The sequence below is a fragment of the Novosphingobium sp. genome, from assembly GCF_965214355.1.
GTDB lineage: Bacteria > Pseudomonadota > Alphaproteobacteria > Sphingomonadales > Sphingomonadaceae > Novosphingobium.
Window position 1 is genome coordinate 2463768 of sequence record NZ_CBDCBI010000002.1, and the last position, 23262, is coordinate 2487029.

At 62.8% G+C, this 23262-nt stretch carries 25 protein-coding genes and 1 tRNA gene; 7 read left to right on the forward strand and 19 right to left on the reverse strand.

Going from position 1 to position 23262, the window contains the following annotated elements:
- Positions 1 to 12: 12 nt before the first annotated feature.
- The 6 genes from arsH to ACOOE2_RS11585 form a co-directional block, all read right to left on the reverse strand.
- Positions 13 to 747 (reverse strand): arsenical resistance protein ArsH, encoded by a 735-nt coding sequence (gene arsH, locus ACOOE2_RS11560; RefSeq protein ID WP_420383152.1) that lies wholly within the window; start codon positions 745 to 747, stop codon positions 13 to 15.
- Positions 744 to 1406 carry an aquaporin gene (locus ACOOE2_RS11565; protein ID WP_420383153.1) on the reverse strand — a complete coding sequence of 221 codons (663 nt, stop codon included), beginning with the start codon at positions 1404 to 1406 and terminating at the stop codon, positions 744 to 746. Before ACOOE2_RS11565 ends, arsH begins: the two co-directional genes overlap by 4 nt.
- Complete coding sequence (gene arsC / locus ACOOE2_RS11570; RefSeq protein ID WP_420383154.1) at positions 1403 to 1846, reverse strand: arsenate reductase (glutaredoxin); 444 nt, start codon at positions 1844 to 1846, stop codon at positions 1403 to 1405. The genes ACOOE2_RS11565 and arsC overlap by 4 nt, the downstream gene beginning before the upstream one ends.
- Positions 1843 to 2364, reverse strand: a complete 522-nt coding sequence (locus tag ACOOE2_RS11575) for an arsenate reductase ArsC (protein ID WP_420383155.1) — start codon at positions 2362 to 2364, stop codon at positions 1843 to 1845. The genes arsC and ACOOE2_RS11575 overlap by 4 nt, the downstream gene beginning before the upstream one ends.
- Before the next feature lie 10 nt (positions 2365 to 2374).
- Complete coding sequence (locus ACOOE2_RS11580) at positions 2375 to 2722, reverse strand: ArsR/SmtB family transcription factor (protein ID WP_420383156.1); 348 nt, start codon at positions 2720 to 2722, stop codon at positions 2375 to 2377.
- A 285-nt stretch (positions 2723 to 3007) separates the two neighbouring features.
- Positions 3008 to 3097 (reverse strand) — tRNA-Ser (locus ACOOE2_RS11585).
- 163 nt (positions 3098 to 3260) lie between these two features.
- Here ACOOE2_RS11585 and hspQ point away from each other — a divergent pair.
- A complete protein-coding gene (gene hspQ / locus ACOOE2_RS11590) occupies positions 3261 to 3638 on the forward strand; it encodes a heat shock protein HspQ (RefSeq protein ID WP_420383157.1) in 378 nt (125 codons plus the stop codon).
- A gap of 37 nt (positions 3639 to 3675) precedes the next feature.
- Here the strand turns inward: hspQ and ACOOE2_RS11595 are convergent, their stop codons facing one another.
- On the reverse strand, positions 3676 to 4575 hold the full coding sequence (locus ACOOE2_RS11595; RefSeq protein ID WP_420383158.1) for an ABC transporter permease: 900 nt from the start codon (positions 4573 to 4575) through the stop codon (positions 3676 to 3678).
- A gap of 90 nt (positions 4576 to 4665) precedes the next feature.
- Between ACOOE2_RS11595 and ACOOE2_RS11600 the strand changes: the two genes are divergently transcribed.
- Positions 4666 to 5391, forward strand: a complete 726-nt coding sequence (locus ACOOE2_RS11600; protein ID WP_420383159.1) for a GcrA family cell cycle regulator — start codon at positions 4666 to 4668, stop codon at positions 5389 to 5391.
- Between the two features lie 64 nt (positions 5392 to 5455).
- The gene (locus ACOOE2_RS11605; protein ID WP_420383160.1) at positions 5456 to 6628 is read left to right on the forward strand and encodes a GGDEF domain-containing protein; all 1173 of its coding nucleotides are present in this window, start codon (positions 5456 to 5458) and stop codon (positions 6626 to 6628) included.
- Between the two features lie 243 nt (positions 6629 to 6871).
- Here ACOOE2_RS11605 and pnp read toward each other — a convergent pair whose 3' ends face one another.
- The 11 genes from pnp to rimP all read right to left on the reverse strand — a co-directional run bounded on the left by pnp (position 6872) and on the right by rimP (position 18609).
- A complete protein-coding gene (gene pnp / locus ACOOE2_RS11610) occupies positions 6872 to 9211 on the reverse strand; it encodes a polyribonucleotide nucleotidyltransferase (protein WP_420383161.1) in 2340 nt (779 codons plus the stop codon).
- Between the two features lie 169 nt (positions 9212 to 9380).
- Positions 9381 to 9650 carry a 30S ribosomal protein S15 gene (gene rpsO / locus ACOOE2_RS11615; RefSeq protein ID WP_420383162.1) on the reverse strand — a complete coding sequence of 90 codons (270 nt, stop codon included), beginning with the start codon at positions 9648 to 9650 and terminating at the stop codon, positions 9381 to 9383.
- Between the two features lie 2 nt (positions 9651 to 9652).
- A complete protein-coding gene (truB, locus tag ACOOE2_RS11620; protein ID WP_420383163.1) occupies positions 9653 to 10573 on the reverse strand; it encodes a tRNA pseudouridine(55) synthase TruB in 921 nt (306 codons plus the stop codon).
- Positions 10573 to 11274 (reverse strand): site-2 protease family protein, encoded by a 702-nt coding sequence (locus ACOOE2_RS11625; protein WP_420383164.1) that lies wholly within the window; start codon positions 11272 to 11274, stop codon positions 10573 to 10575. The genes truB and ACOOE2_RS11625 overlap by 1 nt, the downstream gene beginning before the upstream one ends.
- Positions 11275 to 11287: 13 nt before the next feature.
- Entirely contained in the window at positions 11288 to 11833 is a 546-nt protein-coding gene (locus ACOOE2_RS11630; protein WP_420383165.1) for a GNAT family N-acetyltransferase, read from the reverse strand.
- On the reverse strand, positions 11826 to 12395 hold the full coding sequence (locus ACOOE2_RS11635) for a thymidine kinase (protein ID WP_420383166.1): 570 nt from the start codon (positions 12393 to 12395) through the stop codon (positions 11826 to 11828). The genes ACOOE2_RS11630 and ACOOE2_RS11635 overlap by 8 nt, the downstream gene beginning before the upstream one ends.
- Positions 12395 to 12802, reverse strand: a complete 408-nt coding sequence (rbfA, locus tag ACOOE2_RS11640; RefSeq protein ID WP_420383167.1) for a 30S ribosome-binding factor RbfA — start codon at positions 12800 to 12802, stop codon at positions 12395 to 12397. The genes ACOOE2_RS11635 and rbfA overlap by 1 nt, the downstream gene beginning before the upstream one ends.
- A gap of 176 nt (positions 12803 to 12978) precedes the next feature.
- Positions 12979 to 15567 (reverse strand): translation initiation factor IF-2, encoded by a 2589-nt coding sequence (gene infB / locus ACOOE2_RS11645; RefSeq protein ID WP_420383168.1) that lies wholly within the window; start codon positions 15565 to 15567, stop codon positions 12979 to 12981.
- A gap of 5 nt (positions 15568 to 15572) precedes the next feature.
- Complete coding sequence (locus ACOOE2_RS11650) at positions 15573 to 16304, reverse strand: DUF448 domain-containing protein (RefSeq protein ID WP_420383169.1); 732 nt, start codon at positions 16302 to 16304, stop codon at positions 15573 to 15575.
- Between the two features lie 85 nt (positions 16305 to 16389).
- The gene (gene nusA / locus ACOOE2_RS11655) at positions 16390 to 18045 is read right to left on the reverse strand and encodes a transcription termination factor NusA (RefSeq protein WP_420383170.1); all 1656 of its coding nucleotides are present in this window, start codon (positions 18043 to 18045) and stop codon (positions 16390 to 16392) included.
- Positions 18046 to 18048: 3 nt separating this feature from the next.
- Positions 18049 to 18609, reverse strand: a complete 561-nt coding sequence (rimP, locus tag ACOOE2_RS11660) for a ribosome maturation protein RimP (RefSeq protein WP_420383171.1) — start codon at positions 18607 to 18609, stop codon at positions 18049 to 18051.
- Between the two features lie 485 nt (positions 18610 to 19094).
- Here rimP and ACOOE2_RS11665 point away from each other — a divergent pair, with 485 nt between their 5' ends.
- Complete coding sequence (locus ACOOE2_RS11665) at positions 19095 to 19277, forward strand: PspC domain-containing protein (protein ID WP_420383172.1); 183 nt, start codon at positions 19095 to 19097, stop codon at positions 19275 to 19277.
- 132 nt (positions 19278 to 19409) lie between these two features.
- Here the strand turns inward: ACOOE2_RS11665 and ACOOE2_RS11670 are convergent, their stop codons facing one another.
- On the reverse strand, positions 19410 to 20204 hold the full coding sequence (locus ACOOE2_RS11670) for a queuosine precursor transporter (protein ID WP_420383173.1): 795 nt from the start codon (positions 20202 to 20204) through the stop codon (positions 19410 to 19412).
- Positions 20205 to 20373: 169 nt separating this feature from the next.
- Between ACOOE2_RS11670 and ACOOE2_RS11675 the strand changes: the two genes are divergently transcribed.
- The 3 genes from ACOOE2_RS11675 to ACOOE2_RS11685 are packed head-to-tail and all read left to right on the forward strand — an operon-like array spanning position 20374 to position 23157.
- Positions 20374 to 21513: a TauD/TfdA family dioxygenase gene (locus tag ACOOE2_RS11675; protein WP_420383174.1), complete on the forward strand. Its 1140-nt coding sequence runs from the start codon at positions 20374 to 20376 to the stop codon at positions 21511 to 21513.
- Positions 21510 to 22259, forward strand: coding sequence for a class II aldolase/adducin family protein (locus tag ACOOE2_RS11680; protein ID WP_420383175.1), 750 nt, complete (start codon positions 21510 to 21512; stop codon positions 22257 to 22259). Before ACOOE2_RS11675 ends, ACOOE2_RS11680 begins: the two co-directional genes overlap by 4 nt.
- Positions 22260 to 22275: 16 nt before the next feature.
- Entirely contained in the window at positions 22276 to 23157 is an 882-nt protein-coding gene (locus tag ACOOE2_RS11685) for a LysR substrate-binding domain-containing protein (protein WP_420383176.1), read from the forward strand.
- The last annotated feature ends 105 nt before the right edge of the window (positions 23158 to 23262 follow it).

Below are 23262 nucleotides of genomic sequence, written 5' to 3' on the forward strand. Positions count from 1 at the left end.
TTCGCAGCGCCGCTATGCGATCCCGGCATTTTCAACGGGCGTCACTATTGGACAGTCGCGCTCGACCCGTTCCGAGTAGCGGTCGACGAGTTGATCTGTGTGAGGGCGTAGCAGCACGGTGAAGCGAACCAGTTCCTCCATCACATCAACAATGCGGTCGTAATACGCAGAAGGTTTCATTCGGCCCGCGTCGTCGAACTCGTCATAGGCTTTGGCGACACTGGACTGGTTTGGGATTGCAACCATCCGCATCCAGCGCCCCAGCACCCGCAGCGTGTTGATCGAGTTGAACGACTGCGAACCGGCACTGACCTGCATCACCGCGAGTGTGCGGCCCTGTGTCGGGCGCATACCTTTCATGGCCAGCGGCAGATGATCGATCTGCGCCTTCATGACGCCGGTAATCTGGCCGTGCCGCTCCGGGCTGCACCATACATGGCCCTCGGACCACAGCGACAGTTCGCGCAACTCATGGACAGACGGGTGGTCGTCTCTTTCCACCTGATCGGGCAGCGGCAGGTCCGACGGGTCGAAGATGCGCGTATCGCAACCGAAGTAGCGCAGCAGTCGAGCCGCTTCCTCCGTTGCCAGCCGCGAATAGGACCGCTCACGCAGGCTGCCGTACAGCAGCAGGATACGCGGCGGCGGGTCCATTGGCCCAAGGCCGAGCCCCGGACGTTGATAGGCGTACTCTGGTCGGAGCGCCGGAAGGTAATCGGGATCAGACAGGTTGCGAAGACGGTTCATGCGATACTCTTGGGTGCTAGAAGCGTGTCCGCGCAAAGATAAGCAGCCAGCCCCCCTGCGAGTTGCGCGGCTATGAAGCCCGGCACGCTGGAGGGCGCGATCCCGGCAAAGCTGTTGCTCAAGCTGCGAGCGATGGTGATGGCCGGGTTGGCAAAGCTGGTGGAAGAGGTAAACCAGTAAGCGGCACTGATATAGAGCGCGACACTGGCAGGCACCCATCGAGGCCGAACCCTGATCGTACACAAGATGGTCAGCAGCAGGCCGAACGTGGCCACGGCCTCACCTGTCCATTGACCGGGGCCAGTGCGTACCTTGGCCGATAGCTGCCAGACCGGCAGGTCGAACATCAGGTGTGCCGTCCAAACGCCGAGGATACCACCCGCAAGCTGCATAACCGCGTAGCCAATGGCGTGTCCCGTAGATAGGTCTCCCCGCAGTCGAAACACCAGTGTCACTACTGGGTTAAAATGAGCGCCCGACACTGGCCCAAGCATCGTAATCAGCACGAACAGCATCGCACCGGTTGCCAAGGTGTTGCCTAGCAGGGCAATCGCGACATTCCCACCGGCCAGCTTCTCGGCCATGATCCCCGACCCGATCACAGTCGCAAACAGCATGAAGCTGCCGACCGCCTCTGCCCACAGGGCCGGGCGTATCATTCCGGGTTGCCGCGCGAGAGACGATGGCCAGCAGTATCGATTACCTGCTCGCCGTCCTCCTTGGTGAAAGCCCGTTGCCGGGCAGCCGGGATCAGATCCAGCACAGCTTCGGACGGGCGACACAGCTTTACGCCCAGCGGAGACACGACCAGTGGCCGGTTGATAAGTATCGGATGCGCGAGCATCGCATCGATAAGTTGATCGTCGGTCAGATCAGCGTCGCCAAGGCCAAGTTCGGCATAGGGCGTGCCCTTTTCGCGAAGCAGATCACGCGGAGATGTATTGGCGCGAGCTATCAACTTCACCAGCATGGCGCGCGATGGCGGAGATTTAAGGTACTCCACCACGTGCGGTTCGATCCCGGCATTTCGGATCATCGCCAACGCATTGCGCGAGGTGCCGCAATCGGGGTTGTGATAGATGATGATGTCGGTGGTCATTGCGTGGCCTCGCCCGCCAGGGTCGCGCCTTCGATATGGCCGATGTCTTTGAGTTTGCGCTCCAGCGCCATCTTATCGAGGGTGGCGAGCGGCAGCTCCATGAACAATTCGATCCGGCGACGCAGGTGGCGGACGGCATCAAGAAACGCTTGCCGTTGCCCCGGACCTTCGACGGCAGCGGGGTCTTCGATGCCCCAATGGGCGCTCATAGGGTGGCCGATCCAGACCGGACAGGTTTCTCCCGCCGCGTTATCACAGACCGTGAAGATAAAATCGAATGTCGGCGCACCGACGCCGGTAAACGCGTTCCAGCTTTTCGAGAACAGTCCCTCGGTGGAAAATCCCAATCCCGCGAGGGTTTCCAGCGCGGTAGGATGAACTTCACCCTTTGGGTGACTGCCCGCGCTATATGCCTTGAAACTCCCGGCGCTGTAGTGGTTCAAAAGCACTTCACCGATTATCGAGCGCGCAGAATTGCCAGTGCAGAGAAACAGCACGTTATAAACCTTGCCTGTCATGATTGTGTCCTCACGCGTTGGAGTTGCAAAGTTCCCCAAGCAGGTCGGAACACATTTCCGGCGCGCCGTTGCAGCAATCCTGCATAAGGAATGCGAGCAACCGCCGCATGCTGGAGTAGTCCGTTCGGTAATGAATTACGCGGCTCTCTCGCTCCGATTGAACAAGGCCAGCACGTTCGAGCGTCGCCAGATGATGCGACATGGTGGACGATGGCACACCCGCCTTTTCAGCAATGGTCCCGGCGATCAGACCATCAGGACCAGCCTGAACCAACATACGAAACACCGATAGGCGCGTCTCGTGCGCAAGTGCGCCCAGCGCATCAACGGCCCAGACCTGCGGATTAATTTCAGCCATACCAATCCAATCGTTCGACCTAACTAGAAATATCAATCCACGCACTCATGTCAATCGATGTTTCTAGTTAAGTCGAATTATATCCTGCTAAATCGGGCGTGAAGAGGCCGTACAGATACCGCGCACGTTTCAGTACCGTGCTCCAACGTCAAAAAGGAGCGCGTCAAACCAGCCATGCAGGCGACGGGGCAACAGCGTTTCCGCCCTTCGAACGCTCACAGCCTATAAGCTGGAAGCCGTTCAATCTCGGCAAGCGTAATGCGGACCAGTGCTTGGGAGAGTAATTGGCGGAGAGGCAGGGATTCGAACCCTGGATGCCCTTGCGAGCATGCCGCATTTCGAGTGCGGTGCATTCGACCACTCTGCCACCTCTCCGCGAAGTGATAGGGGACCACACAGGGGCACCCGGTCGGGACCGCGCGGTTAGCGCAGTGTCGGGGGCTTGCCAAGCGGAAAAGAGGTTGCATGTGGCATCAAGGGCGACGCTTGTGGCAAGGCTTTGCTTGTTTGCCAGGCGGCGCACACCTATATGCGGATCATGGAACACGGGAATTACTTTTCAGCACAGTCCGGCCGCGAAATCGTTGCCCCCCCGGTCGCGACAGCGCGGTTTTCGATCGGCGAGGTGGTGCGGCACAAGATGTTCGATTTTCGCGGGGTGATTTTCGATATCGACCCGGTCTTTGCCAACACCGAGGAATGGTACCAGTCGATTCCGGAAAACGTTCGGCCTCTGCGCGATCAGCCATTCTATCATCTGCTCGCCGAAAATGGCGAAAACAGCTATGTGGCCTATGTCAGCCAGCAGAACCTGGAAACCGACGAGGAGGGACCGGTCGATCATCCGTCGGTGACCGAAATGTTCGATCCGTTCCGCGATGGCCGCTATCGCCTGCGCCGGAAGCTGTCGCACTGATCCGGCGCCCTCCCCTCAGGGGAAGGGCTGAACACCATCAGCTGCGCAGCTTCCAGCCTGAACGCAGGATCATGTACGTGATCAGCGCGAGCGCCGCATTCAACGCACCAAGACCCAGCGCTGCCACGATCACCGCATCGTTCGTTGCGCCGATGTCGCTCTGGCCCAGAAAGCCGAAGCGAAACCCCGAAATCACATAGAACACCGGATTGAATTCGCTGATCGTGCGAAACGTCGGCGCCAGCCTGGTCACCACGTAAAACGTGCCCGACAGCATCGCCATCGGCGCGATCACGAAATTGGTCACGGCGGCGTTGTGATCGAACTTGTCGGCCCACAGCGAAGTCAGCACGCCGATCAGCGCAAACAGCGTTGCCCCCATCAAGCCGAACCACACCACGGCCCAGGGATGATGGATCGACACATCGACCCCTGGCCACAGGAACATCGCGGCATAGATCGCCAACCCGACCAGCACCGCGCGCGTCACCGCCGCGGCCACCAGGGCCAGCATCAGCTCCAGATCCGAAATCGGCGGCATCAGGTAATCGACGATCGTGCCCTGCATCTTGCCCACCAGCAGCCCGAAGCTGGCATTGGCGAACGCGTTGTTGAGCATGCCCATCGCGATCAGGCCCGGCGCCAGAAAGCTGGCATACGACACGCCCAGCACCGTGTGCGCGGCACCATTCGATCCACCGCCGGTGATCGCCAGCGTGAAAATCACCAGATACAGCAGAGTCGTGATTGACGGGGCCCAGATCGTTTGCAGCTGAACCTTGAAGAAACGGCGGACCTCCTTCATATAGAGCGTCCACAGGCCCACAGGATTGAACCCGTGAAACACCGGCTGGCCGGGATCGGGAAAATTCCCGACTCCGGCAAGATTTGAAGGGGCCGGGTTTGAAGGCTTGTCGAATTTTGCGTGATCGGTCATGGCCGGAGCGGTATCGCGGCCGCATGACGTTGGCAAGACGATGAAAAATTTGCGCGGGTGCGATAGCGCACCCCTGAAGGATAAAGAAGCATGAGCTGGACCGACGAGCGGATCGAAAAACTGACCAAGATGTGGGAAGGCGGCGCGACCGCCAGCCAGATCGCAGAAGAGCTTGGCGGAGTCAGCCGCAATGCCGTGATCGGCAAGGCGCATCGCCTTGGCCTGAAAGCGCGCCCCTCGCCGGTCAAGCCCAATGACGTGAAAGCGGCCGAAAAGTCCGAAGCTCCGCGTGCCGAAGCACCGCCCAAGGCCGCACCGCGCGCCCCGGCACCAGCTGAACCGCGCGTAGCGGCGCCTCGCCCCGCAGCGCCCGCGCCTGCACCCGCAGCGCCTGCTGCCCCGCAACCCCGTGCTGCCGCCCCGGTCACACCCCCGGTCGCCGCCGATGGCGAAACACCGGTTGTGCCTGCCACGCCCCAACCGCGCATCGTCTCGGTCGGCCCAGGCGGTTTCCTGCGCCAGGGCCCCGGTGATCAGCAGGCGCCGATCCCGCCCGCCCCGCCGCGCCGGCTCGTGCCCGCACGTCCCAGCACCGAGATCTCGGAAAAAACGAGCCTGCTCGATCTGAACGATCGTATCTGCCGCTGGCCGATGGGCCATCCGGGCGAGCCCGATTTCCATTTCTGCGGTGAAAAGGTGAACCCCGGTTTCCCGTATTGCGTCGAACATTGCGGCCGCGCGTATCAGGCGCAATTGCCGCGTGGCCATCGCCGTCCGCCCCCGCCGATGCCATTCGGCGGACCCAGGGTCCGTTAAACGGCGCTCGTCAAAAATGTGATGGCGGGCTGAACAATGCGGGCATGCTGCCGTTCTGGCGAGCATGCCCGCACGTGAACCCGACCATAGCACCCCAACAGCCGGGCTGACCGCCGGATGGCGCGCCTGGCTGCGCCTGAAACAATCAACGGCAAGCGATGCCGATGATATCGCCTTCGATATGACCGCGCCCGACCCGCGCGAATTGTGGGTACCCGCCAAACGCCGGCTGCTGGCGCAAGTTGCCGATTTCCTGATCGATCATGATCTCGAGATCCTGCCTTTCACGCTGTCGATCGCCTATGACTGCGTTACCGGCGGCAGCCCCAACCTTGCCCAGCAGATCCACGAACGCGCTCAGAAAGGCCTGCCTGTCACGCTGCGCTGGCTCGAGGATGCCCACTGCGCACAGTCCAGAGATGCCACCGCCGAAGCGATCGCCAGCCTGGTCGATCAGCTCGAACACGGCATGTTCGATTTCGGCCGCACCGTCGCCCAGGCCCGCGATGCCACCGGCACTTACAGCACCGCGCTGGAAAGCCACGTGGCAGACCTGCACAGTGCTATACCGGGCCCCGAACTCGTCGCCCGCCTCGCTGTGCTTACGCGCCAGATGCTTGACCACACCCGCGAAGTAGAAAGCGACATGGCGCGCAGCGAGGCACGGATCAGTCAGCTGCAATCGCGCCTCGATGACGCCCGCCACCTTGCCAACCAGGACCACCTCACCGGCCTGCCCAACCGTCGCGCGTTCGACGCGCTTTACGATCGCGAACTGCGCGAGGCCCGTCTCGCCGGCGAAACGCTGTGCGTCGCGTTCTGCGATATCGACCTGTTCAAGCGCATCAACGATACCCATGGCCACCCCGCCGGCGACCGCGTCATCCGTTATGTCGCCGACACCCTGGGCCGCATTGCCGATGCCCGCTGCCACGTGGCCCGCCACGGCGGCGAGGAATTCGCTGTCCTGCTGCGCGGCACCAGCCTGGCCGACGCCTGGGCCCGGCTGGACCACGCACGAGAAGAGATTGCGCAAAAACGCCTGGTTAACCGCTCCAGCGACAGGCCGTTCGGGCGGATCACGTTTTCCGGCGGCATCGCCGATGCGCTGGCCTTCGCTACGAAAAGCGACGCGCTGAAGGCGGCCGATGAGGCGCTGTATGCGGCCAAATCTGCGGGGCGTAACCGGATTTTGATTGCCGGCGATTTGCCGCAGACTTTGCGGGTTGTCGCGTAGCAACGCCCATTGCCCATAGGCGCCAACATAACAATACCGTCGCCCCGGGCTTGACCCGGGGTCCCGCTTCTTCGGCGCGGAAACGCCCGAATTTAAAGATACCGCGAAAGAAAAGCGGGATCCCGGGTCAAGCCCGGGAAGACGAGAAAACAGAAAGTTAGCGCCTATGAGAGAGGCTTAAAAAAAGGGGGCGGTAGCCTGCAGCCACCGCCCCCGTTTTTTTTCAACATCCGAAACGGACGATCAATCGTCCGACTTCAGGAAAGCCGGTACGTGCGTCGGTGCCGGGCCGTCGTCGCGCGATCCGCGATCCTGGCGCGGGCCGCGATCTGCACCGCCGCCTTCGCGACGTGGGCCGCGGTCACCGCCGCCGCCGCCGCGATCGTTGCGGGGTCCGCGACGGTCACCGCCGCCACGATCCGGACGATCGCCGCCGGGACGATCGCCACGCGGTTCGCGCGGTTCGCGTGCCGGGCGCGTGTCTTCCAGCGCTTCGCCGGTTTCCTGATCAACGACGCGCATCGACAGGCGGACTTTGCCGCGCGGGTCGATTTCAAGCACCTTGACCTTGACGGCCTGGCCTTCCTTCACGACGTCGGTCGGCTTTTCCACGCGCTCGTTGCGCATTTCCGAAACGTGCACGAGGCCGTCCTTGCCGCCCATGAAGTTCACGAACGCGCCGAAGTCCACGATGTTGACCACTTTGCCGTCGTAGACTTTGCCAACTTCGGCTTCTTCGACGATGCCGCGGATCCATGCGCGCGCCGCTTCGATCTGCGCCGGATCTGAAGAGCTGATCTTGATCAGGCCTTCGTCGTCGATATCGACCTTGGCGCCGGTGGAGGCGACGATTTCGCGGATGACCTTGCCGCCGGTGCCGATGATGTCGCGGATCTTCGACTTGTCGATCTGCAACGTCTCGATACGCGGCGCATGCGCGGACAGTTCGCCGCGCACTTCGCCCAGCGCCTTGGTCATTTCGCCCAGGATATGCGCGCGGCCTTCTTTCGCCTGCGTCAAGGCAGCACGGAAGATTTCCTCGGTGATCCCGGCGATCTTGATGTCCATCTGCATCGTGGTGATGCCTTCGCTGGTCCCGGCGACCTTGAAGTCCATGTCGCCCAGGTGATCTTCATCACCCAGGATGTCCGACAGGACGGCAAACTTGTCGCCTTCCAGGATCAGGCCCATCGCAATGCCCGATACCGGGCGCAACACGGGAACGCCCGCATCCATCAGCGACAGACAGCCACCGCACACGGTCGCCATCGACGAAGAGCCGTTCGATTCGGTGATGTCGGACAACACGCGGATGGTATACGGAAATTCGTCCTTGCTCGGCAGCACGGGGTTCAGCGCGCGCCAGGCAAGCTTGCCATGGCCGATTTCGCGACGACCCGGAGCGCCGAAGCGACCCACTTCACCAACCGAATAGGGCGGGAAGTTGTAGTGCAGCATGAACCGCTGATACGTCAGGCCGTCAAGCCCGTCGATCATCTGTTCTGCGTCCTTGGTGCCCAGCGTGGTGGTGCAGATCGCCTGCGTTTCACCGCGGGTGAACAGCGACGAGCCGTGCGTGCGCGGCAGGAAGCCGACCATTGCTTCGATCGGGCGGACCTGGTCGACCTTGCGGCCATCGATACGCTGGCCATCGCGCAGGATCGCGCCGCGAACGATGTCGGCCTCGACCTTTTTCAGGGTCTTGATCGCGACCATCTGCGTCTGCGCGCCCTGGTCGGCAAAAGCCGCCTTGGCGGTCGCGCGAACGACGTTAAGCGCGTTCGAGCGTTCCGACTTGTTGGTCAGCTTGTACGCCGCGGCGATATCGTCGCCGACAATCGACTTCAGCTTGGCCTTGATGTCGGCGGTGCTGTCCGACAGATCGACTTCCCAAGGCTCTTTCGCTGCCTTTTCGGCCAGGTCGATGATGCCATTGATGACCTTGCGGATTTCCGCATGGGCAAACAGCACGCCGCCGAGCATGACGTCTTCGGGCAGTTCCTTGGCTTCGGATTCGACCATCATCACGGCATTGCCGGTGGCGGCGACGACCAGATCGAGCTGACCGGTCTTCACTTCGGCCAATGACGGGTTGAGCTGATACTCGCCATCCTTGTAACCGACGCGCGCAGCGCCGATCGGGCCCATGAACGGCAGGCCTGAAATGGTCAGTGCCGCCGACGCCGCGATCATCGCGACGACATCGGGCTCGGTCTCGCCATCATAGCTGAGAACCTGGCAGATCAGGTTGATTTCGTTGTAGAACCCTTCAGGGAACAGCGGCCGCACGGGGCGATCGATCAGGCGCGAAACCAGCGTTTCCTTTTCGGTCGCGCCGCGTTCCCGCTTGAAAAATCCGCCCGGAATGCGCCCGGCGGACGAGAATTTTTCCTGGTAGTGCACAGTCAGCGGAAAGAAATCCTGGCCTTCCTTGACCGACTTGGCGGCCGTGACCGCGCACAGCACAACGGTTTCACCGTATGTGGCAATGACTGCGCCGTCCGCCTGGCGGGCAACGCGGCCGGTTTCCAGAGTGAGGGTCTTTCCGCCCCACTCCATTGATACTGTCTTGACGTCGAACATTGGTATTCCTTCAGCCCGCGCGGCCCGATTGCCGGTCGGGATTTGCTGCCGGGGTACCGTCCCGGTCCGGTGTGGAGTGCTGTTTTCACCCCTTGAACAGGCCGCCGCCGAATTGCGGGATCGGCCTGAAAAGCAAAAAGCGGCCCTTGCGGGGCCGCTTCCTGGATGCTTACTTGCGCAGACCCAGCTTCTGGATCAGCGAATTGTACCGGTCGACATCCTTTTTCTTCAGGTAGTCGAGCAGCGTGCGACGCTTGTTGACCATGTGCAACAGGCCGCGACGCGAATGGTTGTCCTTGTGATGCAGCTTGAAATGTTCGGTCAGGTTGACAATGCGCGTCGTCAGAATGGCGACCTGCACCTCGGGCGAACCCGTGTCGCCCGCCATGCGGGCGTTGTCGTTGATGATTTCCTGCTTTTTCTCTGCGGTAACCGACATAATCACATCACTTTCGCGATATCTGGAAGGTTGAAACCCCGTTCGACGCGAAGCGCGCCGTCCGACAGTTCGACCAGTGCCACCGGAACCAGTCCGGAACGCGCAAGCCAAAGCCCGTCGGTTTGGGGCAATCCCGTCAGAACGCGGCCCTGGCGGACCGCCCTTGCTTGATCGGGATCGAGATCGAGAGCCGGGATATCGACCAGCCCTGCCTCCATCGGCAAGATTACGTTCTTCAAGCCGGTGCCCATAGCCGCATCGCGCAGATTGTCCAGCGAAATCGCGGTGTCGAGCGTGAACGGCCCCGCCTGCAACCGACGCAACATCGTGACATGCCCGCGCGTGCCCAGCGCCAGCGCAATGTCGCGTGCCAGGCTGCGGATGTAGGTGCCTTTCGACACCGTAACGGTCAGTGTGACTTCGCGTTCGCCCTCCACATCCGCCTCGGTGATCGCGCCCCAGTGCAGGATCGTTACAGCACGCGGTTGCATCGGCACATCCTCGCCGTCACGCGCGCGATCGTACGCCCGGCGCCCATCGATGAGGATGGCCGAATAGGCGGGCGGGATCTGTTCGATCGGCCCGGTGAACCGATCCGCGACCACGCGTGCGACCGCGCCAGGCTCTGGCTGCACATCGCTGGTGGCCACGACCTGCCCCTCCAGATCGAGCGTATCGGTCTGGCGGCCGAACCGCACGGCAAACGCGTACGTCTTGGTCGCATCGAGCATCCGCCCGGCCAGCTTGGTCGCCTCGCCGATGGCGATCGGCAGCACACCGGTCGCCAGCGGATCGAGCGTGCCGCCATGGCCGACTTTGGCTTTGCCATGTCCTGCGTCGCGTAACGCGCGCTTGACCGCAGACACCGCCTGGGTCGACCCGAGCCCGAGCGGCTTGTCGAGAATGATCCAGCCGTGAACCATCAGACCGGTTGCGGCCCGGCGATCAGCGTGATCAGGGCGTCCAGTTGATGCCCCGCCCATTGCACCGGGGGCAACAGCACGCGATCGGCCAGATGCAGCGAGGGCCAGACCTGCGGCAGGATCACGAAGATCGCGAAGAACACGATGATGCCGAACGGTTCGATCCGGTCGAGCAGCCGCGCGGCAGGCCACGGCAACAGCCCGCGCAGGATGCGCGAGCCATCGAATGGCGGCAATGGCAGCAGATTGAACAGGCCAAGGGAGATATTGACCGTGATGAAATTGATCAGCGTCATCATGGCAAAGGCCAGCACCGGCCCCGGCATACCGGCAGGCCCAAGTGCGCGCAACGTGACGCCGACGATGACCGCTGTCAGCACTGCAAACACGAAATTGATTGCCGGGCCCGCCGCGCCGACCAGCGCCATGTCGCGTTTCGGGTTGCGCAGCCGGCTATAATTCACCGGCACCGGTTTGGCCCAGCCAAATACCGGCAACCCGGCCAGATGCAAGGCGCCCGGCAGGATGATCGTGCCGAACGGATCGACGTGACGTAACGGATTGAGGCTCAGCCGCCGCTGTTCCTGCGCAGTCGGATCACCCAGCGCGCGCGCCATCCAGCCGTGTGCGACTTCGTGAAAGACGATGGCGAAAATCAGCGGGATGATGATCGCGGCGGCTTCGATCAGGGTTTTCATCATGCCAGAGTCTTCATCAAAATTGGGGCCATTCATCACGTAACAGGCTGAACGAGACGGTATCGCGCACATGGCCGGTCCAGGTCTGGCGTTCGTGGCGCAACACACCTTCGCGCGTCGCGCCCAGTTTGAGGACCGCGGCCTGGCTGCGCGTGTTGCGCAGATCGACCTTGAACCCGACGCGTTCGAACCCACAGGCAAACGCATGATCGAGCAGCAGGTTTTTGACCCGGCGGTTGAATCCGCTGCCACGTAACGCGGGCGTGATGAACGTGTTGCCGATCTCGATCGACCAGCCCGGCGGGCCTGCCTCGATCCACGCGGTCATGCCGACAACACTGGCGTCCTGCAGGATGGCGTAGACGCGGCGCTTTGTTCCGCCGGCCAACAGGCTGTCGAATTGCGGATCGAACGCCGCGCCCTGATACGTGGTGGGGTACAAGTCCCAGATCGCGTCGTCCTGCTGGCAGGCCGCGCGCAGGCCTTCGCGATGCGCCGCCGTCAGTAACGCCAGCGACAGGTCGCCATCGTGCAGCGGGACATACAGGCCATCATCACTCATGCGCCAGGCTCTCCCGGAAATGGCGGCGACACAGCGCAACATAACGGTCGTCGCCGCCGATTTCGGTCTGCGCGCCGTTACGCACCGGGTTCGCAGCGGCGTCGACCCGCAGGTTCATCGTCGCCTTGGCGCCGCAATGACAGACCGCCCGCAATTCGACAAGCCGGTCGGCAATCGCCAGCAGCGCCGCCGACCCCGCAAACAGCATGCCGGCAAAATCGGTGCGCAGGCCGTAACATAACACCGGGATGCGCGCGTCATCGGCGATCCGGGCGAGTTGCCACACTTGTGCGGAGCTCAGGAACTGCGCTTCATCGACCAGCACCGCCGCCAGCGGCGTTACGGCATGCGCGTCCATCACGGCCAGTGCCAGATCGGTTTCGGGTGTGAACCTGTGTGCCGGGGCGCTGATGCCGATGCGGCTGCAGATGTCGCGTCCGTCGATCGCCGCCGTCCACAGCATCGTTGCCATGCCGCGCTCGCGATAGTTGAAATCGGCCTGCAGCAGCGCGGTCGATTTGCCCGCGTTCATGCTGGCGTAGGTGAAATGCAATTTGGCCATCAGGCTTCCGGGTCAGCAGCGCCCAGGTCGCGCTTGACGCGCGGATCGTCGAGCAGCGCGGCGATCCGGCCCGCCTCGTCAAAGCTTTCGTCCGCCTGAAAGCGGATCTTTGCCGCATATTTCAGCTTCAGCCGGCCCGCGATTTCCTTCTGGAAATACGCGGTGTGCGTGCGCATCGCCTTGAGCACCGCTTCTTCATCGGTCCCGAGCAACGGTTTGACGAACACCGTCGCGACGCGCAGATCGGGCGCCATGCGCACTTCGGTGACAGACACCGTGCGCGCCGACAGCACTTCGTCATGCACCGCCTGCCGCAGCAGCAGTTCGGACAGCATATGACGCACCTGTTCGCCCACTTTCAGCAGGCGGACTGCGCGGGTTTCAGGCGTTTGCGGTGGACGGGCCATACAATTCCTTTTGATCCTCCCCGGAACGGGGAGGGGGAATATGCGAAGCTATGGTGGGGGGCGGTGCGTCATGCTGCGTCCATCGCGATGGCATACCATCGGGGCGTTGGCATCATGAGGCGAGGCCCCTCCACCACGCTTCGCGCGGTCCCCCTCCCCCAAAGGGGGAGGATTTTTTACAGCGTGCGGGCGCGTTCTTCGACTTCGAAGACTTCGAGCATGTCGCCAGGCTTGATGTCGTTCGTATCCTGCAGCACCACGCCGCATTCCAGCCCGCCGCGCACCTCGGCAACGTCGTCCTTGAACCGGCGCAGCGACGCAATGATCGTGGCCGAGATGATGACGTCGTTGCGGGTAAGACGCGCATTGAGGTTCTTGCGGATATAGCCTTCCTGCACCAGCAGCCCGGCCGCCTTGTCCCGCTTGCCGGCGGGGAAGACTTCCTTGACCTCGGCACGGCCAACGACCGTTTCGATGCGTTCCGGCCCGAGCTCGCCCGCCATTTCGGACGCGATTTCGGCGGTGAGGTGATAGATCACATCGTGATATTTCAGCCGCACCTTGTTGCGCGCAATCAGTTCGCGGGCCTTGGCGTTGGGGCGGACGTTGAACCCGATGATCGGTGCGCCGGTGGCTGCCGCCAGCGTCACATCGCCTTCGGTAATCGCGCCGACACCCGATTGCAGCACACGCACGCGAATCTCGTCGGTCGACAGGCGATTGAGCGCGTTGACGATCGCTTCGGTCGAGCCCTGCACGTCGCCGCGGATCACCACCGGATATTCGATCACGGCTTCCTTGGCCTTCAGCGCCGAGAACATCGTTTCGAGGTTGGCAACCGGTGTCGCCGTGCGCTTGTCGTTGGCCTTTTCCATGCGGTAGGCCGCAACTTCGCGCGCGCGCTCGTCGTCTTCGACCACCGTCAGCGTGTCGCCGGCCATCGGTACACCGCCGATGCCCAGCACTTCGACCGGCAACGACGGTCCGGCCGTCTTGATCTGGCGGCCCTTGTCATCGAGCATCGCGCGAACACGGCCCGACTGCGTGCCAACGACCAGGATGTCGCCAACTTTGAGCGTTCCGCGCCGCACCAGCACCGTCGCCAGCGGCCCCTTGCCCTTGTCGAGCTTGGCCTCGATCACGGTCGCCTCGGCAGACCGGTCGGGGTTTGCGCCCAGTTCGAGCAATTCGGCCTGCAACAGGATTTTCTCGATCAGCGTATCGAGACCCGCGCCGGTCTTTGCCGACACTTCGACATCCTGCACATCGCCCGACATTTCCTCGACGAGGATTTCGTATTCGAGCAGGCGCTCGCGGATCTTCTGCGGGTTTGCTTCAGGCTTGTCGGCCTTGGTGATCGCCACGATCATCGGCACGCCGGCGGCCTTGGTGTGGTTGATCGCCTCGACCGTCTGCGGCATGATCCCGTCATCGGCGGCCACGACCAGCACGACGATATCGGTAACATTGGCGCCGCGCTGGCGCATTTCGATAAACGCTTCGTGACCCGGCGTATCGAGGAAGGTGATGAATTCACCGCCCTTGGTCTTGATCTGATACGCGCCGATATGCTGCGTAATGCCGCCCGCTTCGCCGCGCACCACGTCGGTGCCGCGCAACGCGTCGAGCAGGCTGGTCTTGCCGTGATCGACATGGCCCATGATCGTGACCACCGGCGGACGCGGCAGCAGCGAGGTTTCGGTATCGACATCGACACTCGAATCGATATCGACATCGCTATCGCTGACGCGCACGATATTGTGGCCGAAATCGGTAACGAGCAGTTCGGCCGTATCCTGGTCGATCGTCTGGTTGATCGTGACCATCACGCCCATCTTGAACAGCGCCTTGATCAAATCCGCGGCCTTTTCGGCCATGCGGTTGCTCAATTCCTGCACCGTGATCGCCTCGGGCACGATCACATCGCGCACCTGCTTTTCACGGACATGCTGCTGCCCGGCGAAATGTGCGCGGCGTTCCTTTTCGCGCGCGCGCTTCAGCGCGGCGAGCGACCGGGCGCGGGCGCCTTCGTCTTCGTTCAGCGCCTTGGTGACGGTCAGCTTGCCCGCCTGGCGGCGATCGTTGGCGTTCTTGTCACGCGGGGCATGCGCCGGTTTCTTGGCGGCAGGTTCGGGGCGCTTGATCGGCGCAACTGGCGTAAACCGGCGCGGCGCGGTCGTGACCGGGCCGGTTTCGGCGGCTGCTTCGGGCGCCGCTGGTGCGTCGGCCACAGGGGTCGCGGACGGGGCAGCGGCCACAGGCTCTGCGGCCGGCGCCGGTGCGGCTTCGGCCTGGGCCGGTTCGGGCGCCGTTGCAGCAGGGGCCGGTACAGCAGCGGCGGCGGTGTCTTCGGCGCTGGGGCCTTCGGCACTGCGACGCGCTTCGTCGATGGCGCGCTGGCGCTCATCCACTTCGCGCCGATTGGCCGCGACCAGCGAATGCTGGCGCGCCTCTTCAGCTTCGCGCAGCAATCGCGATTGCAATTCCTGGCGCGTTTCGCGCGATGCGGTGGGCGCGATCGGCGGCGGCGGCGGTGGCGTAGGTCGCGCCGCGACCGGCGCCGGCGCGACTGGCGCGGGCGCAGCGACAGGCGCTTCGGCCAGCGCGGTTTCACCGGTGCGCGGCATCAGCTTGCGCCGCTTGACCTCGACCACAACCTTGTTGGTGCGGCCATGGCTGAAGGTCTGCTTGACCTCGCCCGCCTCTACCGAGGTCTTCAGGCCCAGAGGCCTGCGGCCCAGTGTCGGCTTCTTGTCATCGCTCATGGAACTCATTCGCCCTTCGTATCAATCATGTCGTCAACGCCAGCGCCAATCGGATTGGCGCCAGACGTGTCATCCGGCGGTTCGTTATCCGGGGTGGGTACACACCCGAGAAAGTGATTCAATCGCGCCAGCAGCCCGCTTACGCGCGCTGCGGCTGCGGCATTGATCAGCGCCAGATGAACGACATTGTCGCGGCCCAATGCCACAGACAATGCCGCGCGGTCCAGCGGCAAGATCATGCCTTTCATCCCGGTGCCTTCGGCATCCTGGCCCACGCGCCAGGCCTGCGCCAGCTTGCCCGCGCCATCGCCGCCCGCATCGCTGGCATGCGCCAGCAACTTGACCGTGCCGGCGCGCGCGGCCGCCGCAATCTTTTCGGTACCCATCAGCACCGCGCCCGAACGCAGTTCGACGCCCAGCCGATCGGTCAGTGCGCGGCGCAACGCCGCCTCGATGCGCGCGCCAAGATCGGCCGGAATGGTCATCGGCGCGCCCTTGAACGCACGCGCCAACGCGCCTTTCAGCTTGCCCTTGGCAATCGCCTGGTCGAGCTCGACTTGGGTGACGCCAATCCACGCCCCGCGCCCCGGCGCACGCGCCAGGACATCGGGCAAGACATCGCCATCGGGCGATATCGCCAACCGGATAAGGCCGTCCCGCGCGCCGTGACGCCCGGTCAGGATACAGCGGCGCTCGGGCGCGGCAGGCTTGACCGGCAGCGGCGGACGCTCGGGCATGACTTCGCCCGGCGCAGTTTCCCGGCCCTCGCCCCGGTGTTCAGCCGGAGCGGGGGTCTGTGCCCTCGGGTTAACCGTCAGCGGGTCATTGCGAGGATTCCGCATTGGCGGCCTCCCCGGTAGAGGCCGCGGGCGCGGCAGGTTCGTCTTCGAACCAGTGCGCGCGGGCGGCCATGATGATTTCGTTGCCCTGTTCGTCGTTCAGACCAAATTCGCCGAGCACACCACCCTTGTCTTCGCTGCGTTCCGACCGGTCACGGCGATCGGGCCGCTCGGCGGTGTTGCTACGGCGGCGCTGTTCGGTCACTTTCTTGCGCGTGATCAGTTCGTCGGTCGACAGATCGGCCAGTTCGTCGAGCGTCTTGATCCCGGCCTTGCCCAGCACGACCAGCATGGCTTCGGTGATATGCGGGATTTCGGCCAGCGCATCCTCGACACCCAGCGCGCGGCGTTCCTCGCGCTGGCCTTCTTCGCGGCGCTCCAGCGCTTCGAGCGCGCGGTTCTGCAATTCGCCGGCCAGTTCGTCATCGAACCCGTCGATCCCCGACAGTTCGCTGATATCGATATAGGCGACTTCTTCCAGTTCGGAAAAACCTTCGGCGACCAGCAGCTGCGACAGCGTCTCGTCGACATCGAGTTCTTCCTCGAACGTCTTGGACCGCTCGGTGAATTCCTTCTGGCGCTTTTCCGAAGACTCTGCCTCGGTCATGATGTCGATCGCCGACCCGGTCAGCGACGAAGCCAGGCGCACGTTCTGGCCACGGCGCCCGATCGCCAGGCTCAACTGGTCATCGGGTACGACGACTTCGATGCGGCTTTCTTCCTCGTCGATCACCACGCGGCTGACCGTTGCAGGCTGCAGCGCATTGACCACGAATGTCGCGGTGTCTTCGCTCCAGGGGATGATGTCGATCTTTTCGCCCTGCAATTCCTGCACGACGGCCTGGACGCGGCTACCCTTCATGCCGACGCACGCGCCGACCGGGTCGATCGAGCTGTCACGGCTGATCACGCCGATCTTGGCACGGCTGCCCGGGTCGCGTGCGGCGGCCTTGATCTCGATGATGCCATCGTAGATTTCGGGCACTTCCTGCGCAAACAGCTTCTTCATGAATTCGGGATGCGCGCGGCTGAGAAAAATCTGCGGGCCACGGTTGGTGCGCTCGACTTTCATGATCAGCGCGCGGACGCGCTCGCCCACCCGCGGCACTTCGCGCGGGATTTGCTGGTCGCGGCGGATCACACCTTCGGCGCGGCCCAGGTTGACGATCACATGGCCGAATTCGACCGACTTGATCACGCCGGTGATCACTTCGTTGCCGCGGTCCTTGAATTCCTCGAACTGCCGGTCGCGCTCGGCATCGCGGACTTTCTGGAAAATCACCTGCTTGGCCGATTGCGCATCGATACGGCCCAGATCGACAGGCGGCAGCGGGTCGACGATGAAGTCGCCGATCGCGGCGCCTGCCTGCAGCTTCTCGGCCTGCTTCAGGTCGACCTGCTTGAAATAATCCTCGACCGTTTCGACCACTTCGACGACGCGCCACAGCCGCAGATCGCCGCTGCGCGGATCGAGCTTTGCGCGGATATCGTTTTCGGCACCATACCGGTTGCGCGCCGATTTCTGGATCGCTTCTTCCATCGCCTCGATGACGATGGCTTTGTCGATCATCTTCTCGGTAGCGACCGCAGTCGCGATCGCGAGAAGCTCGGCGCGGTTGGCAGAAATCGCACTGGCCATGGCTTAGTCTTCCTGTTCCTCGACAACTGTATCCGCGCCGGTCATATCGATCGGCCGTGAAGCGGCAATCAGCTTGTCGGTCAGGACAAGCTTGGCACGGGCGACGAGGCTGAGTGGCATGGTATATACCACAGCATCCTCTTCGACCGAAATCGTGTTTGTGTCGGCATCGAAGCCAACGAGATCACCGCGAAACCGCTTGCGCGTATCGATCAGCTCGCTCAGTTCGATGCGCACTTCATGGCCGATCCACGCGGCGTAATCCTTGGGCCGGGTCAGCGGCCGGTCGATGCCGGGCGAGCTGACTTCCAAGCGATAGGCGCCCTCGATCAGTTCGTCGCCCTTGGCTTCCAGGATATCGATCTGGTCCGACACCGCACGCGACAGCGCCGCACAATCCTCGATCAGCAATTGCCCGGTTTCGGGGCGTTCGGCCATGATCTGCAGCGTATGCTCTTCATCGCCCACTTCAGTCTTGCCAAACAGTGCCACGCGCACGAGATCAAAGCCCAGCGCACGCGCCTGGGGCTCCACAATCTCGATAATCCGCGCGATATCCGTCATTGGCACTCCTGAATGCGGGCCCGATCATCGCTGCAAATGCAGTTTGGCGCCGGTGCCGGTTGGCGCCAGCCTGACTTTGCTTTCACAATGTCGGGTATGTGGCGCAGATAAGCGCGCGCCTTTCGAAACGCAAGGGCAAAGGCGCGGATCGGCCAAAATGGCTCGGTGTGCAAATCGCCCCAACAATCGGTGCGGTTTGCGATCCATTGGCGCAAATTCCCGCGCACCGCACCATTCATGTGACCGAAAACGGCGCCAATGCGCGCTTTTGTCCAATTGGCACGGCCCATGCAAACACTGGAACAACCCCGACAAGCCGCCGGGCATGTTCACCATCAAGAAGGATATCCCATCATGAAAAATCTCGCATTCCTTGCCGTCGCCTTCGCCCTGTCGTTCGGCATGATGGCCGCAACCGTCGTCGTGCCGCTCGGCGCCACGCCGTTCATCGCCTGATCGGCGTAGCAAAAATGGAGAACCCCGTCATGGACACCCGCTTTCACCTCGACCGCGCCAATGGCAAATTCCTGGGCGTGTGCGCCGGCATCGCGCAGCATTTCGGCTGGAACCCGATGCTGGTCCGCGCCGCATTCGTCATCGGCACGCTCGCCGGTTTCGGCTCGGCCATCCTGATCTATTTCGTCATCGCGCTGATCGCCGATCGCTGAGCGGCACGCACCCTCACCCCAGCCGTCGCCCCGGGCTTGACCCGGGGTCCCGCTGCCTTCTCCAGACCCGCCTGATTGTGCAACGTCGCAAAGAAAGCGGGACCCCGGATCAAGTCCGGGGCGACGACAAGGTCAGGACGGCGCATTTCCCCTGCGTGCGAAGGGGGAAAAGTTGGTGTCCGTATCATACACATCGACACCTTCGGTGCGCTTCAAAAACGCCACGATCCAGTACGTAAACGGCGTAAGCAGCACTTCCCACAGCACCTTGAAGGCCCAGTTGGTGATCATCACCGTGACCACCGACGCCGTTGTCCATGTGCCCAGAAACGCAATCGGATAAAACAGCGCGGAATCGACCGCCTGTCCGAAAATCGTCGAGCCCCAGGTGCGCGTAAACAACCAGCGCCCCCTGGTCAGCACTTTCATCCGTGCCAGCACGAACGAATTGACGAATTCGCCTGCCCAGAACGCGATCACCGATGCCGCGACGATCCGCCAGGTGCTGCCGAACACGCTGTCATACGTCGCCTGGCACACCGCGCCTTTCGACGTTTTCGCCACGATATCGGCAAAGCGCGGATCGCCGCTCGATGCGCAGCCCCAGTCGGCCGACGCCGGCATCGCGACGACGACAAAGCTCATCACCGCCATGAACAGCAGCGCGAAAAACCCCACCCACACGCACCGCCGCGCATTGGCATAGCCATAGACTTCGGTCAGCACGTCGCCGAGCACATATGAAATCGGGAAAAACAGGATCCCGGCGCCGAACGTCCACCCACCGACATGCGCCAGTTTGGCCGCGCCAATCAGGTTCGACAGCAGCAGGATCGCGACAAACGCCGCCATCATGTAGTCGAAATAGCGGAAATGGCGCCCCGCCCCGGTGGTGCCGTCGATCTGCGTCAGGTCTGTTTTGCTCATTGCAAAAACCTAACCGGAAACAGGGAAGCGGCAAAGCCTCGATTTCTGGGGGCCATCAGAGCCCGCCACTATAACCCCGAAGTTATACCACAATCATATTTTCCCGGCTTGAGCACCCTGCGCGAACCGCTACACTCGCGGCAACATCCCAGCCGAAAGACCCCCAGCAATGGCCACGCTCGCCGCCTCCGTCCAGTCGCTCGTCCTTCATGACACCGGGCTGGAAATCGCGCTTGATCAGGGCCCGCGCCATTACTTCAACTACCACTGGCTGCGCGACAATTGCGCCACCTCGTTCGACCCCGAAACGCGCGAGCGCATCTACGACATCTTTGCCGAGCCCGCCGCGCCGCATCCGGCCACCGCGCACATCATCGACGACGCGCTGGTCATCGAATGGGCCAACGGCGGCCACCGCTCGACATACCCGCTGTCGTGGCTGGCCGACCATGCCACCCCCAAACCGCGCCACGACCCCGCGATCCTGCCGCGCAAACACTGGTTCGGCAATCATTACGCCAAAATGGCGCGCTATTCGTTCGAGGCGGTCAGCACCGATCGCGCCGCATTCAAATCGTGGGTCCACGCCTTGCTGACCGATGGCGTGGCGATGCTTGACGGCATGCCCGACAGCGACGAAGGCCTGACCCAGGCGGCAAACCTGCTGGGCTTTCCGCGCCCGACGTTCTTCGGGCTGTATTTCGACGTGAACGTTCATGCCGACCCCGACAACCTGGCCTACACCGCCAAGGCGCTGGAGCTTCACACCGATGTCCCGGCCGAAGACCTGCCGCCCGGCGTCCAGTTCCTGCATTGCCGGCGCAATTCGGTGAACGGCGGCGAAAGCCTGTTCGTCGATGGCGCCGCAGCGGCCGCCGAATTGCGCCGCACGCATCCGGTGGATTTCCGCCTGCTGTGCGACACGCTGGTGCCGTTCTACAACGAACACAATGCTTATGACATGCGCGCGCGCCAGCGCGTGATCGAACTCGACGATCAGGGTGACATCGCCGGTGTCACGATGAGCCAGCACATGGCTGACGTGTTCGACCACGATCAGCGTTTTCTCGATGCCTATTACCCCGCATTCTGCCGCTTTGGCAGGCTGCTGCAGGACCCGCGTTTCGTCATGCGCTTCCGCCTTAATGCGGGCGAATGCATCGTGTTCGACAACCACCGCATTGTGCACGCGCGCGCCGCTTTCGTCGCCGAAAGCGGCGAACGCCACATGCGCGGCACTTATACCGATCGCGGCGAATTGCGCAGTCGCTGGCGCAAGCTTGCCGGAGAAGGACGGTTTTCAGCATGAACGCGCCTGTTGCAGATCTGATCGACGAAGTGGCGCTGCGCATCGACCTGGCCGCTGCCTTTCGCCTGACCGCGCGGTTCGGCTGGCATGAATCTGTCGGCAATCATTTCAGCGCCGCCTTGTCGCGCGACGGCCGGCGGTTTTTGATGAACCGCAAATGGCGTCCTTTCGCCACGATCCGCGCCAGCGACCTGCAAGTGCTCGACACCGACGATGCCGATGTGATGAACCGCCCCGACGCGCCCGATGCCTCGGCCTGGTGCATCCATGGCGCCGCGCATGCGCGCGTGCCGGCGGCGCGCGTGATCCTGCATTGCCATCCGATCGCCATCACCACGCTATCGGCGCTTGCCGATCCACGCCTGCTGCCTGTCGACCAGAACACCGCGCGCTTTTTCGGACGCCACGCGGTTGATTACGAATGCGGCGGCATTGCCGACAATGACGCCGAAGGTCTGCGTATCGCCGGCTACCTGGCCACCGCGCCCACGCTGATTTCCGCCAACCATGGCGTGACCTGCATTGCCGATACTGTCGCCGAAGCCTTCGAAAACCTGTATTTCGTCGAGAAAGCCGCCGAAACGCTGCTCCGTGCCTATGCGACGGGCAAACCACTGGCGGTCATGTCCGACGTGATCGCCGAACACACCGCGCAAGGCTGGGACGCTTATCGCGGCATGGCGTTTGAACATTTCGCTCACCTGAAATCGCTGCTCGATGACGAAGACCCGGGCTATCGCGACTGAACGTGCCCTCCCGCCATTGCGTTTGCTGAGCGTGTTCGAAGCAGCGGCGCGCCATCGCAGCCTGTCGTTGGCCGCGCGCACGCTCAATGTCACGCAACCCGCGATCAGCAAATCGCTGCGCGACCTGGAACAGTGGGTTGGCGCGGGCCTGTTCGACCGCAACCGCCGCCCGCTCGTGCTGACCGAAAGCGGCGAATTGCTGCTGGTTGCGACGCGCGAGGGCCTGGGCCTGATTGCCACCGCGCTCGAAGACATCGCCCGGATCAAAGCCGCCCGCGACGGATCATTACGCCTGTCCTGCTCGATCGGGTTTGCCACGTATTGGCTGATGCACCGGCTGGCGAGGTTCAGTGCCAACTGGCCCGAAATCGCGGTCAGCGTGATGACAACGCCGCATGATGCCGCACCCGATGCGCCGCACGCCGATGTGCTGTTCCGCTATGGCCACGGCCGGTGGCACGATGGCACCGTTATCCATATGTTCCAGGAACGCATCGAGCCGGTCGTCAGCCCCGAATTTTTCGCGTCGCATTTCATCGTGCGAGATTCGCTCGATGGGCTGCCGCTGATCCATGTTGAAGTAGACGCGGCGTCCTGGCGTAGTTGGCCCGGATATTGCCAGACCACAGACGTGACCCGTGATAGCGGCAACGATTTGCGGTTCAATAACTATGTCCAGGCGACACAGGCCGCGCTGTCCGGGCAAGGCGTGATGCTCGGCTGGCGCTCGATCGCCAGCGATCTCACCACTGAGGGGCGACTGGTTTCGGCCGGGTTACTCACGATTGTGCCCGAAGACGGCGCGTATTACGTCGTCATGCCCCCGCGCAGCATAGGCAATCTGGCGGTCACCCGGTTCATCGCCTGGCTGCGCGAAGAATGCCAGGTGTTTGCGTAAACAGACCATCGTGATGGCGGACTTGCCAGTTTTTGCCCGGGTGGAGACTTTCCCCACCCGAGCGCAATCAAACCGTCAGCAATTGTTGAAGCGGCCAACATGACC